The following is an 18789-nucleotide window of genomic DNA, read 5'->3' on the forward strand; positions in this document are numbered from 1 at the left end:
ACGACTACGACCCGCATGGCAACGTAAAAACGATCTTTCAGCACAACCCCGAAGATACCCTCACTTTCCGCAAGGTTGCCTATGATTACGACCTCGTAAGTGGAAACGTAAACAAGGTGTATTTTAATAAAGGACAGCAAGATCAACTTATTCATCGCTATGTTTACGATGCTGACAATCGCCTTTTAGAAGTATACACCTCCCGTGACGGTCATTTGGAAGCCTTAGAAGCCACTTATATTTACTACCCTCATGGCCCGTTGGCTCAAGTGATTTTGGGGAGTTATAGTGTGCAAACATTAGATTACTATTATACCTTAGAAGGTTGGATCAAAGGTGTTAATCTAGGCCTATCCGAAGAAGAACCCGATGCCTTTGCTTATGCCTTAGGTTATCATAACAACGACTATCAGCCGATAGCCTCTACCATTCAATCACCGCTGAAGACCTCATCTGAGCATAATCTATATAACGGTAATATTGCTCAGATGATCACGCAGCTTCCCAAAACCACGGGAAGTATCACAGACTCCTTGCCAACAAATGTACTCAGTGTTCATTACCAATACGATCAACTCAACAGAATTCGCAATGCATCACAGGAGCAAGACGGAGCAGGACGTAAACAAATGGCGAATTATTCTTATGACGCCAACGGCAATCTGATGACTCTGCAACGTAATACCTTAGAGCAAGCGGAGATGCACGACCTGTCGTATGATTACTATCCCAACACCAACCGTCTGAAGCGAGTAACCAACAGTGCAACTGGAGCGCCCGACAGCACCAATATTTTCCACTCCCAAGCCGACAACAACTACATTTACGACGCCATCGGCAACCTGATCGCCGACCGCTCAGAGAAAGTCCGCATCTATTGGAATATACAAGGCAAAGTAGAACGCTCGGAGCATTATGCACAAGTCTCTGACTTCTTGGACACCTCCGGCAATTTCAAAACAAGCCCTCAGGATCCTCAAAAAACAGTAAAATACCGCTACGATGCCTCCGGCAACCGCATAACCAAAGTCGTCTCCACACCTGAAAGAGAAATCAACACCCTCTATGTTCGAGACGCCAGCGGAAACATTATGGGTGTTTACAGCGACACTCTCAAAACCGAAGGAGGTCAGCCCGTATACGTTCCATTACAGCTTGCCGAAATCCCCATCTACGGCAGTAGCCGATTGGGGCAGTACGTTCCAGAAGACACCCTCCAAACCCAGCTAGGTCTAGGACACCGCCGTTATGAGCTAAGCAACCACCTTGGCAACGTTCTTGTGACGTATTCCGATGCAGGACACGTTCTTTCATATAGTGATTACTATCCTTTCGGGTTGAGGATTACGGCTAGGAGTAGCGGTAGTGAGGGGTATAGGTATGGGTTTAATGGGATGGAGAAAAATCCATCTGGAGAGCTCGGAAGTGCTCAAACTTACACTACTTTATTCAGGCAATATAATCCTGTGATTGGCAGATGGTTGAGTATTGATCCTGTTGTTCACCCTTGGCAAAGTCCTTAAACTTCATTTGATAATAGTCCAATTGCATTAGGTGATCCAAATGGTGATTGTACTAGTTGCCCAGATCCACCAAGGAGTCATAAAGTTAAAAAAGGAGATAATTTAACTAAGATTGCTGAAGAGTATGGTACTTCTATTGATCAAATAGTAAAATGGAATGGAATAAAGGATGAGAATAAAATTTTACAAGGTGATAATCTTTATGTTTCTGATCCCACAGAATATTTAAGTTTCAGGAACCAAACTGTTGGAGAATATTATGGAATTGAAAGTGGAAATATATTGATGAAACTAAATCCATTAACTGATGAGATATATTCATTACGGTCAGAAGATGCTATAGCTGATGAAAAAATGATTAATTTGATGTTGTTTACAGCTCAGACTGCTATTGAAGTATCAAGCGGGGGGTTACTGATTAGAGCTCCTAAGGGGGCAAAAGGTTTTTCTCCAAAATCTGGATATTATGGAAGTAAAAAAGCTTTTCCTGGTTATTCACCAAGTGAAACAACATATTTCTCAGGAGTATATAATGTTAAAAATGGAAGAATTACTTACCAGCCAAGTGGTAGTACTCGATTATCAAATGGTCAAGTACCTCACAATCTAGTAGGAAGAAATACAGGGCATAGGACTGTATTAACAAATAGTAAAGGTAGTTTTAAGGATAATGTGGCATTTACATTACATTACAGATCATCAAAAGAATTGATAGTAGGATTTAAATCAAGTAGTGTTACAAGACAGTTTAATAGACAAAATGGTTTAGGAAGAAGTGTCTTTCCAAATGAAGAAATTAAGTCTAAAATGATTTCATCTCTAAGAAGAGCTTTTCCTAATATGAAAATCACTCCGAAAATTGAAAATTAATAAATATGATAATTAACAAATTGGAATTACCTCAACAATTAATTTGTTTAATAGAAGCAAATAGATGGAAAACGCCATCAAAAAAATATTTTGACCGACTTTTTAATAAAAATTGTTTTTGCCCAGAATTATATGATTTAGATGATATAAAAATGGAAACATTATCAATATTAAAACTCAACAGCGAAGATGATGTTGATGCATTTGTAGGTTCTTATCAGGATGGAATTAACCCTGGTGCTATTGATTTACAAAAAGCTTTAATAATAGGACATACCGATATATCTTCTCCTATTGCTCTTTATTATTCAAGAGGTAATGTGTCAGTAATACATCTAGAGGAATATAAAGATGATGAAGTTTGGGTTGAAATAAGTGATGATTTTGACATTTTTTTAAAAAAAATAGGGTTCTCCCAATGTTCGTAGGAATTGACTTAAAAGTCAAGTAATTTCAATTTACTCGAAATATTCCTGTTAAATTTATTGATGTAAATGGATTATATGCTGGAGAAAGGTTACGAGCATTAAAAAGAACCCAACTGTTCGTTGTGCTAAGCTGACAGGCGTCACTACGAACTTTCCCACAGTTTAAGTTTGTAACTTAAAAAAACAAAACAAGCCAATCTACCCTCACGTAGATTGGCTTGTTTGCATATTAAAATTAGCATTAAAATGTGGTTTGAAATAAGCATAACCCGCATAAAATCAATCCATTTTGTAGTAATTACGCATTAAAGCCATGCAAGTGCTAGGACTTACATCATGTACATAGTAGCACTTACAGTGTGTAAGTCCTAGCACTAGCACCCTGTACGTTCCGGCATGTACAGTGTGTACGTGCCGGGACCTACGATTGCAACAAAAAGGAATTGTCTCCTACTCATGGGAAAGAGGGGCTCATAGTAATGGGAAAAGGTGTCTCCTCCACTTGTATAAGTTTCCAACTTATCACCCCAAAAAAACAGACCAACCTCATCCAAAAATCAGGTTGGTCTGTTTTTACAAAAATACTTACCTTTACCCCCGGAAACACCAAAATTTCCCTCACAAAAAAATAAGGTACTATTATGAAAAATGATTTAATACGTTTTGATTGGGCAATGAAACGCCTCTTAAGAAATAAGGCGGATTATGTAGTTTTAGAAGGATTTCTTTCAGAATTAATGCAGGAAGACATCACTATCGATAGTATTTTAGAAAGTGAAGGAAACCAAGAAACCGCCTTAGATAAATTCAATCGTGTTGATATTCTAGTCAAAAACCAAAAAGGCGAATACGTTATTGTCGAAGTACAAAATCAATTAGAATATAACTATTTTCAACGCATGCTTTACGGCACATCAAAAGTGCTTATGGAGTATATTTCATTAGGGCAACCTTATCACCATATCAAAAAGGTTTATTCCGTAAATATTGTATACTTTGACTTAGGACAAGGAGCCGATTACGTCTATCATGGTAAGACTAATTTTCAAGGTATTTATCAGAATGATGCCTTAGAACTATCAGGCAAACAAAAAGTATTTTTAGGAGAAGATAAAACCCCTTCTGATTTATTTCCCGAATATTACATCATTAAGGTAAATCAATTTGATGATGTAGCCAGAAATACCCTTGACGAATGGATTTATTATTTCAAAAACAACGAAATTAAAGACAACTTTAAAGCAAAAGGTCTAGAACAAGCCAAAGAAATTTTAAAAGTAGATAAGATGTCAAAATCCGAACAAGTAAGCTATAAAAAACATATTATCAACCTGATGGAAGAAGCAAGCAGGGAACGTACTTTGGAGATGGAGGCGATTATTAAGGAGAGGGAAATAGGACAGGAAATTGGAGAGAAGAAAAAAGCCATTGAAACTGCTAAAAACTTCCTTCAAATGAACTTATCAATTGAACAAGTGGCTGAAGGTACAGGTTTATCTATTGAAGAAGTTAAAGAAATAGCGAATACAATGTAGAGAGGTTGAAAGTAATATAACGGAGTCTATGAAATATAAACTTCCAATCTCTATAAAAAAAAACTAACCCCCACAATCCCAAAAAACTTGTGGGGGTTATTCATAAACATCCCTTCAATTTCCAATACCCCTCTGGAAATCCGCCCTAGGCATCAGCAACGAACACCCCAATCAAAACCAGCTGATTCTAGAGATGCTCCAAAAAAGAATCAAACTTTATCAGGGCATCGAACTTGCTAATAAAGACTTGATCTCCTATTGGCCACTGCACAATGCACAGCTTTACAGTACTGCTAAGCGAGCAGGCTACCCTACGCGTTTAGAACTGCATAATACTGATTATTTAGCGGATAGTTTAGGTAACAGGGCACTTTTCAAACGTAACGATTGTCCGCTGACTATGCTGTCTTACACCTATGAAAACCGCAAAGGAGGTATTTTTGACTACGATAATGGTCCGCTAGCAGAAATGATCAAAAACTCAGTAAGCAATAGTTATTACGCCTCTTTGTGCAGTATCAATGTCTACAACCATTATACAGAGCTAATTTACGCTGAAGCGCAACAAGCTTTCCAGCAAGAGCTCGAACGTGCCAAACAGGAAGCCATCAACCGCTGTATCAATAATCTATCAGAACAGCATATTGCCCGTATTCCACAGCGTGAGCATCATTATACTTTGTATTACTATGATTTGGTAGGCAACTTGATTCAGACCGTACCGCCGAAAGGTGTAGTATATCAGGATCAAGGACTAGGCGATCATCAACTGAAAACCGTTTACAGGTACAATGCCCTCAATCAGCTCATCTGGCAGAGTACCCCTGATGCTGGAGTCACCGAGTTCTGGTACGACCGATTGGGAAGACTACGTTTCTCTCAGAATGCAAAGCAGAAGGAGGAGGGGAATTTTGCCTATTCTAAATTCGATGACCTGGGAAGGGTGATTGAAGCGGGACAGTTGTCTTCCACGGGTTCAATTACTGTAACAGAGGCCCTTATCAAAGCGGAAGTCAACAATATCACCTTCCCATCGGAAGGGATTTCACAGGTCACGCATACCTATTACGACCATACCGAAGATCTTCCCGCCTCCAACCGTCAAGTCTTAAGAGAAGATGCTGATTACGAGGGGCTGTACCTCAAAAACAGAGTAGCATGGGTCAAAAGCAATGGCAGTGACAACGGCATTTCAGACGAGCCCGCCATTACAGTCTACGACTACGACCCTCACGGCAATGTAAAAACCATCTTCCAGCACAACCCCGAAGACACCCTCACTTTCCGCAAGGTCGCTTATGATTACGACCTCGTGAGTGGCAATGTGAACAAGGTCTACTTCAATAAAGGTCTAAAAGACCAGTTTATCCATCACTATGTCTACGATGCCGACAACCGCTTGATGGAGGTGCACACTTCACGTGACGGACATCAGAAAGTATTGGAAGCCACCTATATCTACTATCCTCACGGACCATTGGCACAGGTGATTTTGGGTAACTACAACAGTCAGAGCGTAGATTATTACTACACCTTGGAAGGGTGGATCAAAGGCGTCAACCTAGGGCTGTCGGAAGACGAACCCGATGCCTTTGCGTATGCTTTAGCGTATCACAATAACGACTATCAGCCAATCGGTTCAGCGATGGGATCCATCAATTCACAGCTGAGTACATCCCCAGATCGAGACCTGTACAACGGCAATATCTCACAGATGATCACCCTGCTTCCACAAGCAACAGGCATCGTCACGGACTCCTTGCCAACAGACGTACTCAGCGTCCATTATCAATACGATCAGCTCAATAGAATCCGCACTGCCTCTAAAGAACAAGAGGGAGAAGCCCATAAGCAAATAGCTTCTTATTCTTATGATGCCAACGGCAATCTGATGACCCTGCATCGTAACACTTTGGATGAAGCGGAGATGCACGACCTGTCGTATGATTACTATCCCAACACCAACCGCCTGAAGCGAGTAACCAACAATGCAACAGGAGTTCCCGACAGTACCAACATTTTCCACTCCCAAGTAAACAACAACTACATTTACGACGCCATCGGCAACCTGATAGCTGACCGCTCAGAGAAAGTCCGCATCTACTGGAATATCCAAGGGAAAGTAGAACGCTCGGAGCATTATGCACAAGTCTCTGACTTCTTGGACACCTCCGGCAATTTCAAAACAAGCCCTCAGGATCCTCAAAAAACGGTCAAATACCGCTACGACGCCTCCGGCAACCGCATAACCAAATTCGTCTCCACACCTGACAGAGAGATCAACACCCTCTATGTCCGAGACGCCAGCGGAAACATTATGGGCGTTTACAGCGACACCCTCAAAAAATCCGAAGGTGAATACATCCCCCTTCAACTCGCCGAAATTCCGATCTACGGCAGTAGCCGACTGGGGCAGTACGTCCCAGAAGACACCCTCCAAACCCAGCTCGGTCTAGGACACCGTCGTTATGAGCTAAGCAACCACCTTGGCAACGTTCTTGTGACATATTCGGATGCAGGACACGTTCTTTCATATAGTGATTACTATCCTTTTGGGTTGAAGATTACGGCTAGGAATAGCGGTAGTGAGGGGTATAGGTATGGGTTTCAAGGTCAAGAAACCGATTCAGAGGTAAAAGGAGAGGGAAATAGCGTAAACTTTAAGTACAGAATGCACGACCCACGTATTGGAAGGTTCTTTGCAATAGACCCACTTACGAAATCTTACCCTTGGAATAGTCCTTATGCTTTCAGTGAAAATAGAGTGATTGATTCCAGAGAATTAGAAGGGTTAGAAAGAGTATCAATCCATAATTATGCATTTGCACCTTTTGATGATTTTGGTGGTGGTTTTCACGGAGATGGTGAGAATAGAGGTTTTGGAGACAAAGTGAACCCAGGTTCAGATCTTAATGAGAAGTTTAGAATAGGTAGTAAAGTTACTTTAAGCCTAACAGGGGATGCAGATGTGAAAAGACAAGCTTACGGTTCTTGGTCATTATGGACGGGGGATGCAGACTTTTCCGCAGCAAAATTTGAAAGCTTCAATTATGCTAATGGAACTATGAATTATCATTATGCAGGTGGTAATGCTGAACCTCTTGCAATATTGCAACCCTTTGTTGCAGATATTGATGTGAAACTGAATATAACATTCAAGCAAATGACAGATAATCAGAACAAATTTCAAGTAACAGGTTTAATAAAGGGAGATAGATTCCCTTCAAATGAAACATACCTTACGGATGCAGAAGATAATAAGCTGTTTTTTGGAGTGTCTGGACCAGATGCGATGTTCAATGAAGCATTAGGTCCAATGACCGAATTGAATTTTGCAGGAAATGAAAGGATGCAGCAGTTTAATTTCTTTATTATTTTCAATGATGACGATACTTTTAAGGGTATTTCCTTAGGGAATGGTACTTGGTATGAGTTAGATGCTTGGAATAAGATATTTACCGATTTAAGCCCTAAAAATCAGAATACAGGAACAAATGTTACAAGAGATAAAGTACAGACAGATTATGACCCGGATTAGTATGTTATTGTTTGTGTTTTTAAGTTGTGTAAACACAGAATCACCCAATGAATATGTTTTTTCAGAACCAACAGCCGATTGGTATGTGATAGTAAACGGCTGTAAGGATGGAGGAAATTTTAATGAGGGTAATAAGCGAAGATTTGTTTTTCCTGAAAATGGGATACTCTTATCAAATATGAATGACTTTGATATTACTAAGAATGATGTTTTTTTAATAGGAGAAAAGTCATTTGACCCAAATTCAGAGGACGAGAGATCCTATAAGTTGTGTTATCATATGATGTCTCGAAACTCTGGGTATGATAAAGAGGAATTTGATTTTTATTTTTTCAGAGTAGGGAAAACTTGTGATGATGAAAGTAATACAGGGTTAGATACTTTTTTTGATAACCTCTTGAATAAATTGAAAAAAGATAAAGTACTATCTGTTAAGTAGAAAATATATATGAATTTAGAGAAGCCTTGCAGCAATGCTGGGCTTTTTTTATTTACCGATGTTTTCTTGAAAGAACTGATTGAATTTCCCCACTGTTCTAAGTCTATCTCCACTGTTCGTAATGTTAAGTGCTAGTGTCATTACGAACTATATTATTGTTTAAGTTTCCAAACTTATAACAACAAACCAAGCCAATCTACCCCACAAGTAGATTGGCTTGTTTCATTATGAAGAATACGTCTGCTTAGTTTTAAAATCCCTCACCACCCTATCCAAAAATTGTTCAATCATTTTTCTATTACCTCCCACACTGTTCTCAGTATTAAGCCGTAGGCGTTACTTAGAATTATCATAAGTTTTCAACTTATCACAACAGAACACCAACCCCTAAAAAAAAGCTTGTGGGGGTATTTTATCATTGGTCTCACTTTCCAACTCAAAGTCAATAGACTAGATGTATTGACAATTTAACGAAATAAAAAATCCCTCCTAGTCTAAAAGTCTAGGAGGGAAACACAATTTATGAAATGAAATATTATTACTATTTTTCTTATAATTCTTTTGCAGAGGTATTCGCTTTGATCTGTCTTAATTCAAATCCGTTTAAAACCACTGGAACATCTTGTGCATGATTTTGTAATGTTAATTTTACATCACCACTTCCATCAGAAGTAATCACAAATTTTGCTTTGGCAGGGTAGAGGTTACCTAGTTTGGTACCACTTGTGGGTTCAATAGCGTTTACAACGGTTCTTTTACCTTTGCTGTCATTTGCAACAATTTGATATGTGTTTAACTTCTTCTCTAAAATTGCCGTTCCTTTTACTCTTGCGAGTACTTTAATCGAATGATGGTAAGTAATAATTTCGTAAGTACCCTTTGGTAAGTTTTTGAATGTAACTTCCAACTGATCATCACCTTTTACCTTCACTGCATCCATGGCTAAGTATGGTTGATTACCTAATAACCCAAAAGCAGTATTCCACTCTAATTTTCCATTTTTAGCACTGACTAAAACTTCAGCATTATCATATTCTTTTAAAGTGTAAGCAGAATTTGATGTGCCATCCCAACGGTTCCACCCGAATTGTAATAACTGATCATCTCCACCCATATCCACTTTTACGATAGGATAGTTTAATGCCTCTTTGATTCGTTGTTGACGAATATCTTTATTGTAAGACACTGTTTTACTTTCAATCGTTGCAGGCTTTAAGCCTTTTGCTTTAGCGGTGATTTTAAATGAACCTTCTTTTAAAGTAGATCGTAATACAATAGAAGCTGTACCCCAATAGGCTTTGTTTGGATTTGCTCCAATTTCAGCATCTCCTACAAGGATACCTTCACCTTCAATTTTAAATGAAACCATCGATTCATTATTGACAACGTGGTTTCCATTTTTATCCAAGATATATGCTCTTACCATTCTCATGTCTGAACCACTTGCAAGGATAGGGGTGTTTTGCTCTTCAATTTCTAATTTCAATTGATAAGCTTTACCGTATTTGTTGAGGGTGAAATCAGCCACTTCAACACCTCTGATAAATCCTTTCGCTTTCAAATCACCTTTCTCTTCATTCAGTAAGAAAGTATAGGAAGGTGAATTACAGTGGCTTCTGTTAGGATCATCATCCGGCTTCTGCTTTGCTACTAATTTACCGTTGTTATAAAGTTCTACCTCATCGCAGTTACTGAAAACCACTACTTTATTGTCTCTACTAGCTCGTTCATCTCCGATATAAACCATTGGTGTAGTGGTCATTTCAGACTTGTACCAGAAGTTGACCGGATTTGGAACTCTGTAAATAGAGAAAGGTCTTCTCGGTTGCATTCCCCAATCTTTTTGGAAAGAGAAATAATCGTGAGCGGTCCAAAGTGCTACACCAAAACGATTGGCTGAAGCTTTTGATTTCGATACTTCGAATTGGTTCTTCAAAGCATCATAAGATGAACCGTGTTCACATAAGAAAGAGAAATCATTTTCAGTAACTGGCATATTTTGATAATCCATTGGAGTATAGATATCACAAATACCCGAGTGAACAGGCCCTGTCCAAGGCGCACCGTTTGAACCTGTCATTCTTGTAGGATCTTCCTCTTTACAAGCATAATGTAATCTCTCTACGGGACCTCTATGGTTTAATCCGCCACTCCACATCAGAATGGAAGGGTTGTTTCTATGATTACGAATCATAATTCTTGTCGCCAACTCTAGATTATCAAACCATTCTCCTTCCACAAAATGAATCCATGAAGGAGCTTCTTCAATCAATAGAATTCCTAACTCATCACATGCTTCAATAAATGAATTATCATGAGGGTAGTGTGCTAAGCGCACTACATTATAACCTGTTTCTTTTAGCTGTTCAGCATCTTTTCGGTGTAAACTATTGGCAACGGCATCACCTACAAACGGGTATTGCTGATGCTTGTTTACTCCAATTAATTCTACAGGCGTACCGTTAAGTACAAAGCCTTTTCCGTCAATGAATTCGAATTTTCTTACCCCTAATGGATTTTCTACCATATCCATCAATTGATTGTCTTGGTATACTAAAGTTTGTACTCTATATAAGTAAGGGTCATCAATGGACCATAGATGAAGGTTTTCAGTAATACCCGTTGTTTGTTGGAATGTATGATCGCTATTAGCCGATATTTTATGTTGATCAACGGCTTTAGCAATCACATAACCGTCCTTATCAACGATACGTTGTTCAATTTTAGCAGCAACGGCAGTATTTTGCTCATTTCTTACCGTGGATCTGATATTGATTGTTGCATTATTTTTAGATACCGTAGGTGTAGTAATAAAAATACCTGCATATTTATCTTCCCAATTGAAGGTGATGTTCAATGGGTTTTTTACCACTAAATAAACATCTCTGTATAAGCCACTAAATAAAATATAATCTCTTCGATCTCCATCAGGTGGGATATTAGGATTTAATCTATTGTCTACGCTTAATACAATTGTGTTGGGTTTACCGTCTTTATGGACAAAATTAGTAACATCAAAATGGAAGGGTGTAAAACCACTGACCATATCTTCTCCTACATACTTTCCATTGATCCAAAGCTTCGTATGCTGATGAGCTCCTTCAAACTCTAAGAATACTTTTTGACTGGCGTTCGCTTCTACCTTTAATTCTTTTCTATACCAACCAATATAACGGTGGAACGTTTTCTGGAAAGAGGAATCCGTACTGTTGTCTAACTCGTTTGAAGACAGTTTCATACTGTGAGGTACATTGACCTTTTCCCATTTAGAATCGTCAAAAGCAGTAGTAGTCACTACATTTTCATCTTGTTCACCTCTGTAAAAAGACCATTGCTCATTAATGTCCAACTTTACTCTAGATTGCTGGAGTTCAATAGTTGTTTGTGCAAAAAGGTTAGAACAGAAAAGAATGCTACCGATCAGTAGCATCCCTCTGAAAAACCCTAAGGGTTTGTTTGTTTTCATTTTATTGTATTAGAATTTTTTTAATGAAATTTTCTTTTTCACCATACACTCTAATCAGATAAATCCCCTTAGAGTAGTGGTCTGTTAGTTTGAAGTTTACCTGAGTGTTTGGAACCGGGTAGTCAAATTGATCAAACAATTTTCCTTTTGTATCCATTACCTCAATTTTATAAATTTTACTATTGCCTTTGATGCCCATCAACTGTTGATTTGTTGTAGGGTTAGGGAAAATAGTAATGTTTTCTTCATTATTTAAGTCATCTCCAATCGATAAAATAGGGTTAAACTCAAACTCTGTCATTATTGCTTCAGCAAGGCTCGTATATGTATTTGACTTTAAGACCTTCGCGACTACCTCAACATTTTCATAATTGAGTGGTTCAGCAAAAACATTTAGATCTACACTGATATTGCCAGTACCTTTTGCTACATTGACTTTCGCTTGCCCTAATAAGAAGGCATCACCCCACAATTCCACAATAATATCTCTATCATCAGAAGTAGTGTAAGTTAAATCAAAGGTGTTGACTTCTCCCATTTTGATTTCTGTATTATTAGAAGTAAATGAGATAGCCTCAGAAAGTGTTTGACCGTTATTGATTTCAATAAAGTCAATCACTGATGTGCCCATTTCTGATAGCATTTGAATCGGATATTGACCTGCGGGAAGTTCTAATGTGGTTTCGCTGATAGTTTGATCCACATTGTTCAGCGTAATTATTTCCCCTAGTGCTTCATTATTTGAAGTAATGGAAACTTTCGCATTGTCGGTTGTACTTTTTCCTGAAAGAGAAAGTGTGTAAGTGGCATTTTCAGGTACATCAATGCTGTAAGAAGTCCACTCTCCCTCTTCAAGAATGATATCGAAGTTGGAGTCATTTTTTTGAATATTGACGCCTTCTGATAAACGGTATTGCTTTGAATTATTAATGTCGTCCAGAGAGAAGTAACCAATACCTTGACCACCAATATCAAAATCTTCTGCCTCAATTTTCTGAGGTAATTGGTAGTTACTTCCATTGAAAGGGAATCTATTTCCTAAAGTATGAATACTATTTACGGAAAGAACTACAGAACTCACAGTACCACCCTCATCACTAAATTTCAACTCTACCGTATTATTAGCTTTCAATAATTGGTAAGGAATCGGCACTTCAATGACCCCAAAGAAGTCTTCTCTGTCTGCCTGATCATAACCTTTCCAATTTTCAAGGGCATTGATTTTTACACCATTGATTTTCACCATTGGTTTTTTAGACATTTCATGCTTTCTACCGATAGCCATCCTCAACCTTGCTTCACCCTCCGTAGAAAGTTCATTAACATCATTGAAGTCAAATTCCATAGTATTGTTGGCTTCAATCTCTTGCATGTAGGTCTTAGAGTAATATTCTTTCCTTACAGCTTTTTGACTAAATGTTACTTCACGGTCAAGTGTATAAGTCAGCACTACTGTTTCATGAGGTTCAATTGTTATGCTTGATGGAATTTCAGTTAAGTCCTCATCATTGTAAATCGGGTTTTCATTTTGGTAGATCTTTAAACTTCTCTTGTTTACGTTTTGAAAATTTCCCATTGAAGAAACAAACTGAAGAGCGACATCTTGGTTCTCTGTATCTATATTATTCAAACAGATGTACGCAGTTTTTCCATCTACAAAAGCTTGTACAAATACATCAGGATTCGATGAAGAACATCGGACACGTTTACCTTGAACATTATCCCAAAGATTGAAGAAATCTTTTTTGGCTGTTAGTTCAAATTCAGTTGGTACTCCATTTACAACAGAAGATTTCACCGGACGCCATAAATCAGCACCATAAGGTTCAAAATTGCTACCCCAATGCCAAGGTGATTTACCCGTGATAAATGGAATAGAAATCATCAATCGATCTTCCCTATCCATCAAACCAAAAATCATGTGGTTGATAGAGCGTACTGTTTGAATGCTTTCAATATCTGTGTAAGTATCACCAAAACCTTTTGAGATACCTCCATATTCAGTAATAGCATGAGGCTTGATTTCATTCCATTTGATATAACTGTAGGTTTCAATCAAATCAAGAATAGCATCAGCATTACTACCAGATCTTTCAGTATCTTGACCTGTTACATTAATACCATCATATAAGTGCGTAGAGAAACCGTCCATATAGTCACCTGCCACATCCATGAACATTTTCATACGAGTTTGCCAATGTTCGAAGTCCCAAAGTTCCATTGATGGCCAAGCAGAAGAGTAACCTATTACTTTTGTATCAACTCCTTGCTCATCAAAAGCTTTACCGATTTCTTTAAAATATTCAGCCGTTTTTCTTCTTACTTCTGCTTCAGTATACTTTCCATTTTCCTGGTACTCATCTGCATGAACAAATGGTTCATTGACCGGTTCATAATACATTGGACGAGTAGCATCTTCATAAAAGTGTTTGAAATATTGTGCAGCAAATTGTCCCGCTTCTTCTGTATTCATCTCCATTCGGATCATAGCGGCTGGGTGATCTGTCACTACAAGCTGACGTGAAATGTGTTTATAATAATCTTGTTGTTTGGTGTAATTGATATTGTTGATTCCTTCTTTTTCAACCTGTGAGGCAATAGGGAAAACATTATTTTTACTGATATAATCTTTATATCTACCAAAAGCACCCCAAAATGATCGGCCTTGTGTAAGCCCCCAATTATTGATGACCTCCATATCTTCATCATTAAGGTCTTTGTTTGCGACCATGTGCATATTGAAGTATTTTTTTCGATCCAATTCAGACACATCTTCTAAGTAGCGTTGTGTTTGAAAGTCGACGGAAACTGCGGTTTGAGCAAATGATTCCTGTGTGTACAACATTACAGAAACACATGCTAAAACCTTGCATATTGGTTGGTAATATCTTTTCATCTTAGATTGCTAATTAGTAATAATTCATATTTCAAATATACAGCTTCACGGAAGGGTAGTGAGGTATAATTTTTATGAAATTGAGGGGGTAATTATAGAATATAAGGCCTTAGGCTGTTTAAAAACGAAGATTTTTTCCAATTCATACGTTTACAGAATTCACTTTAGAGTACGCTAGGTTAACAGCGTAAATAGAGCCCAATATCAAAAAGTAGGGATTCCTTTTCTTTCTATATTAAAAATAACCGCTAATAAATACTATATACATTTTCGGAAATGATGAACAAATACGGTGTAGTAAACAAAATTATTATCAACTCTTTATTAATGTATTTTAAACTAAGTTTTTGAATATTTAGAAATCAGGAGATTTCTGATGATCTGAAGGACACGAATGACGTTAACGCTTAACATTCGCGCCATTGAGCTTTCTACCATTTTAATTTGATAGTACTTCCCTCGGCCTTTAAGGGAAAAGCGTGAAGACTTTAATGAATAGTACCGTTCAAAATGATTTTGCTGTCTGAGCATCTTAAAACGATGAAGTTTTGATGGAGTTATCCTTTCAATAGGCGAAAGGAATGGAATTTAGTTTTTGACTTCTAAGCCTTGAATTTTTTGCTTCGTTTTTGTGTTTAGACAAAAATGAAAAAGAAGGAAGTTTGAAAGTAGATCCTATAAATATTTGTAGAAAGTTTACAATGTAGTTAATGGGTTATAAGCAATTCTAGTGGGTAAAATATCGAAAATAGAGCTTGCAATATTATACTATGTCATTTCTATTGAAAACTGCAATGTTAATCAGTACTACAAAATCAAAAATCACGAAAATAAAAGTGGCTTTTGATCTCTAGAAAAATGGAAATACCAAAGCCAGTCAATGCTTAACCTTTAGTGTATAAAAAAAATCCTTCGCCTATTAATTGACGAAGGAAAATCTGAAAAACTTATTATTCAGCAACAGACTGCCTTCTAATTACTGGATCTAAGTTCTGTAAAATCTTATTTTTAAGTTTTATATCAATGTTATTTTTCTCCAAATAGCTATTGACCCAATCAATGGTTTGTTGCTCTTTACGTTTGCCAATAGTACTTTTCAAATAATTATAAGGAAAGAAAATGTCTCCGGTTTTTTGAATCTCAGGTAATAGTTCTAATGTTGGTCTCACGTATTTCAACGAATGTTTGGCATTCAAAGGATGATTTAAAAGACTTAGTGCACTTTCAACCCAAGGCTCATTTGATCTATTTCCAACTTCCTTTAATCCTTCAAAAAAGGCATCTTTTTCAATTTCATTATTGTTGCTTGCAGGGGAGATAAAGTCTAAATATTCTTTATAATAATTAGAACTTAATGCAGACTTTACAGCCTCTATGGCAACCTCAGATTGATGATGATTTTCCAAGCGTAATTTCATTAAAAGATTAATTCTCTCTCTGTCATTGAGTGTTGGAGTCGTATTTTTTGAAGTTAAAAAGGTATTCAAGTAGTCGAATTGCTCCTCTTGATGTTGTAAGATCTTGATTACATTAAAGTAGAATGATTGCAGTGCTTTTTCGTTACTTTCTTTAATCTGTTTTTCAAGGAAATGAAAGTAAGCTTTACCGATGTTTTTTCGTTCCGCTTCTGTAATATAATACCAATACAACTCATCGAACTGACCTAACAATTGTTTTTTTAGAAGCAGGTTTTCTTCCAAAATCATTCTTTCCCAAATGAAGTTGATGTATCCGTCTAAATAAAGGTTGTCTCTTAAAAAGTTTTCCCAAAGTGTGCTATAAGCAATCGCTTTTTCTAAAGGTGAATATTGATGGATTTGACTTTTTATTTCATTTATCAACCCAATACTTAACTCAAAGTAACCATAATTTTTACCACTTTGATCTAATGGGAAACTTCCTTTAGGGAGTTCTAATTTGACTTTCTCTTGATCTAATAAAACTTCATTACCGCCAATGACTACCTTTTGAGATTTCTTAAAATCTTGAGTAGTGATCAAGAGTTCTTCTTTTTTTCTTTCAAGAATATAATGTGGCATTCCTTCATTTTTTACCCAAAGATTTGCCCAATCTTTTAGGTCTACATTTGAAGTAGTAGAAATGACCTCAATTAAATCATCAAAAGTAGCATTGTTGTAGGCATATTTTTCTAGATAAATCTGTAATGATTTTTTAAGGTTTTCTTCACCTACTAGCAGTTCAATTTGAGCCATTACAACAGGCGCTTTACAGTATATAATAGCGCCATAAAGAGTTCCGGCTAAATTTAGATTTTCAAGTTCTTGCTGAATAGGGTGATTACCTGCAGTTCTGTCAATCTCATAGGCTCTGTATTGATGAGAAAGGAAGAATTGTAAATTATGATCAATTTCAGGGTAGGAAGGGGTGATTGCTTTTGCTGCGATAAAGTTGGCGAAAACTTCTTTTAACCACACATCATCAAACCATTTCATAGTCACCAAATCACCAAACCACATATGGGCTACTTCATGAGCGATAAGCTGAGCTCTGCGTAGTTTTTCTGAAGGGCCTGCATTTTCATCTAAAATCAATGAAGAGGCTCGGTATTGGATCGCACCTACATGTTCCATTCCTCCGTATTGAAATGGAGGAATTAATGCAAAGTCCAGTTTGTTAAAAGGGAGTGAAATAGACGTATAATTTTCCATCCATTGAACCGCATTCGCATGCAATTCAAAAATTTGATCTTGATTAGCTTGTATCTTATCCGCTTCTTCCAAATGAAGCATGGCATATTTTCTACCACCCACCGATTTTTCAATACGCTTAAATTCTCCAGCCACAAATGAAAATAAATAACTAGAGATGGGTTCCGTTTGACCAAAAGTGATGACTTTTCGTCCTTTCTCAGTTGGTTTCGTTACACCATACTCCCCTGCAATGGCATCCCAACTTTCGGGCATATCCAAACTTAAGATATACTTTGCTTTGATATCTGGCTGATCAAAACATGGAAATAACGTTCTTGCCCTATCCGGAACAAGAAGCGTATACATATAATTTTCTTTTCTGTTAAGTGATTGATCACCGGCTATAAAATGAAAGGATATACTATTTTCACCTTTCTTCAGATGATCAGTTGGGATAATAATATGTTCCTGTTTATAGTAATGCTTTGAGGGCTGATTATTGACAATGAGGTTGGTAATTCGTGTAGAATCTGATCTGAAATCTAAAACGATAGGTTCAGAATTGCTGTTAACGTTAAATCTTAAATGTAATGTAGATTGAATTCTTTTGATGGGAGAGTCGGGTAATACAAGATGTAAATCATATTCTACATTTGTAATAGTATTGAATCGCTGTTGTGCTAGTTGTTGAGAAACTCCTGATTTAAGGGGTAAGTCTTCTGGAGATTGACATGAGTAAAACATTAAAAATAAGCCTAGAATAATGTATAGTTTCTTCATATGAATATTTTAGTTAAAAAATAATCCCAAAGTTAAAAGATACATTGTTATAATTTAGATGTTTATTATCACTACCAATGCAATTATATTTTAAACTGATAAAAGTTCCGATGCTGGGAAAAAGATCAGTTGTAATACCCACTTCAGGAGCAAAACCAAAGTGCCAATCCGTAAAGTCTTTGGTAATAATCTTCCCAGGATAATCAAAAGTATTGATGACTATACCATGTGCTTGATGATACATACCAAAACCAATTCCTACATACGGTTTCAAATATTTACTTTCAAAAAAGGAATATTTAATATGTGCTAAAATCGGAACGGATTTAACATTTGTCATTTGTTGGTTGTTAACACCATAAAGCACGGGAATTTCTACGATTTCCTTGTCTTTTGAGTAATGATAACCCACTGAAAGACCTGCTGAAAGAGGTATTTTCTTGAAACGATATTGCCATTCCAACTGAAATCCATTCAATTCGAGGTATCTTAAATCACTTACACCTTGTGAATTGCTGTAAGAAAAAAGAAATTTATTTTCTTGGGCGATTGTGCAATTAGCGAAAAAAGTCAAAACCCCAATTGTTAGTAGAATTAAGAATTTACGGTTCATATTTAAAATTAGGCTTATTTAAGCATTCAGCAAATAGTTTTGACAAAGGT

The 18789-nt window shown here is 37.1% G+C and carries 10 protein-coding genes and 1 pseudogene; 7 read left to right on the forward strand and 4 right to left on the reverse strand.

The annotated features are described in order from the left end of the window. Nucleotides 1-116 precede the first annotated feature (116 nt). From IC221_RS09180 to IC221_RS09205, 7 genes and pseudogenes are all read left to right on the forward strand, one after another. A complete protein-coding gene (locus IC221_RS09180; RefSeq protein ID WP_188168685.1) occupies nt 117-1523 on the forward strand; it encodes an RHS repeat domain-containing protein in 1407 nt (468 codons plus the stop codon). A 21-nt stretch (nt 1524-1544) separates the two neighbouring features. After that, nucleotides 1545-1718, forward strand: a pseudogene (locus IC221_RS29895) (LysM peptidoglycan-binding domain-containing protein); the annotation flags it as partial. 90 nt (nt 1719-1808) lie between these two features. Beyond that, on the forward strand, nt 1809-2393 hold the full coding sequence (locus IC221_RS09185) for a hypothetical protein (RefSeq protein WP_223241339.1): 585 nt from the start codon (nt 1809-1811) through the stop codon (nt 2391-2393). Between the two features lie 5 nt (nt 2394-2398). Next, nucleotides 2399-2821 carry a hypothetical protein gene (locus IC221_RS09190; protein ID WP_188168686.1) on the forward strand — a complete coding sequence of 141 codons (423 nt, stop codon included), beginning with the start codon at nt 2399-2401 and terminating at the stop codon, nt 2819-2821. A 641-nt stretch (nt 2822-3462) separates the two neighbouring features. After that, entirely contained in the window at nt 3463-4356 is an 894-nt protein-coding gene (locus tag IC221_RS09195) for an Rpn family recombination-promoting nuclease/putative transposase (RefSeq protein ID WP_188168687.1), read from the forward strand. A 1645-nt stretch (nt 4357-6001) separates the two neighbouring features. Next, nucleotides 6002-7894: an RHS repeat domain-containing protein gene (locus IC221_RS09200; RefSeq protein ID WP_188168688.1), complete on the forward strand. Its 1893-nt coding sequence runs from the start codon at nt 6002-6004 to the stop codon at nt 7892-7894. After that, nucleotides 7881-8333, forward strand: a complete 453-nt coding sequence (locus tag IC221_RS09205) for a hypothetical protein (RefSeq protein WP_188168689.1) — start codon at nt 7881-7883, stop codon at nt 8331-8333. Before IC221_RS09200 ends, IC221_RS09205 begins: the two co-directional genes overlap by 14 nt. A gap of 550 nt (nt 8334-8883) precedes the next feature. Here IC221_RS09205 and IC221_RS09210 read toward each other — a convergent pair. From IC221_RS09210 to IC221_RS09225, 4 genes are all read right to left on the reverse strand, one after another. Then, on the reverse strand, nt 8884-11799 hold the full coding sequence (locus IC221_RS09210; RefSeq protein WP_188168690.1) for a glycoside hydrolase family 2 TIM barrel-domain containing protein: 2916 nt from the start codon (nt 11797-11799) through the stop codon (nt 8884-8886). Between the two features lies 1 nt (nt 11800). After that, entirely contained in the window at nt 11801-14695 is a 2895-nt protein-coding gene (locus IC221_RS09215; RefSeq protein WP_188168691.1) for a T9SS type A sorting domain-containing protein, read from the reverse strand. A 950-nt stretch (nt 14696-15645) separates the two neighbouring features. Further along, the gene (locus IC221_RS09220) at nt 15646-18126 is read right to left on the reverse strand and encodes a M1 family aminopeptidase (protein WP_188168692.1); all 2481 of its coding nucleotides are present in this window, start codon (nt 18124-18126) and stop codon (nt 15646-15648) included. Between the two features lie 13 nt (nt 18127-18139). Further along, nucleotides 18140-18739 carry an outer membrane beta-barrel protein gene (locus IC221_RS09225; protein ID WP_188168693.1) on the reverse strand — a complete coding sequence of 200 codons (600 nt, stop codon included), beginning with the start codon at nt 18737-18739 and terminating at the stop codon, nt 18140-18142. Nucleotides 18740-18789: the final 50 nt, after the last annotated feature.

It is taken from the genome of Flammeovirga sp. EKP202, from assembly GCF_014534745.1.
GTDB lineage: Bacteria > Bacteroidota > Bacteroidia > Cytophagales > Flammeovirgaceae > Flammeovirga.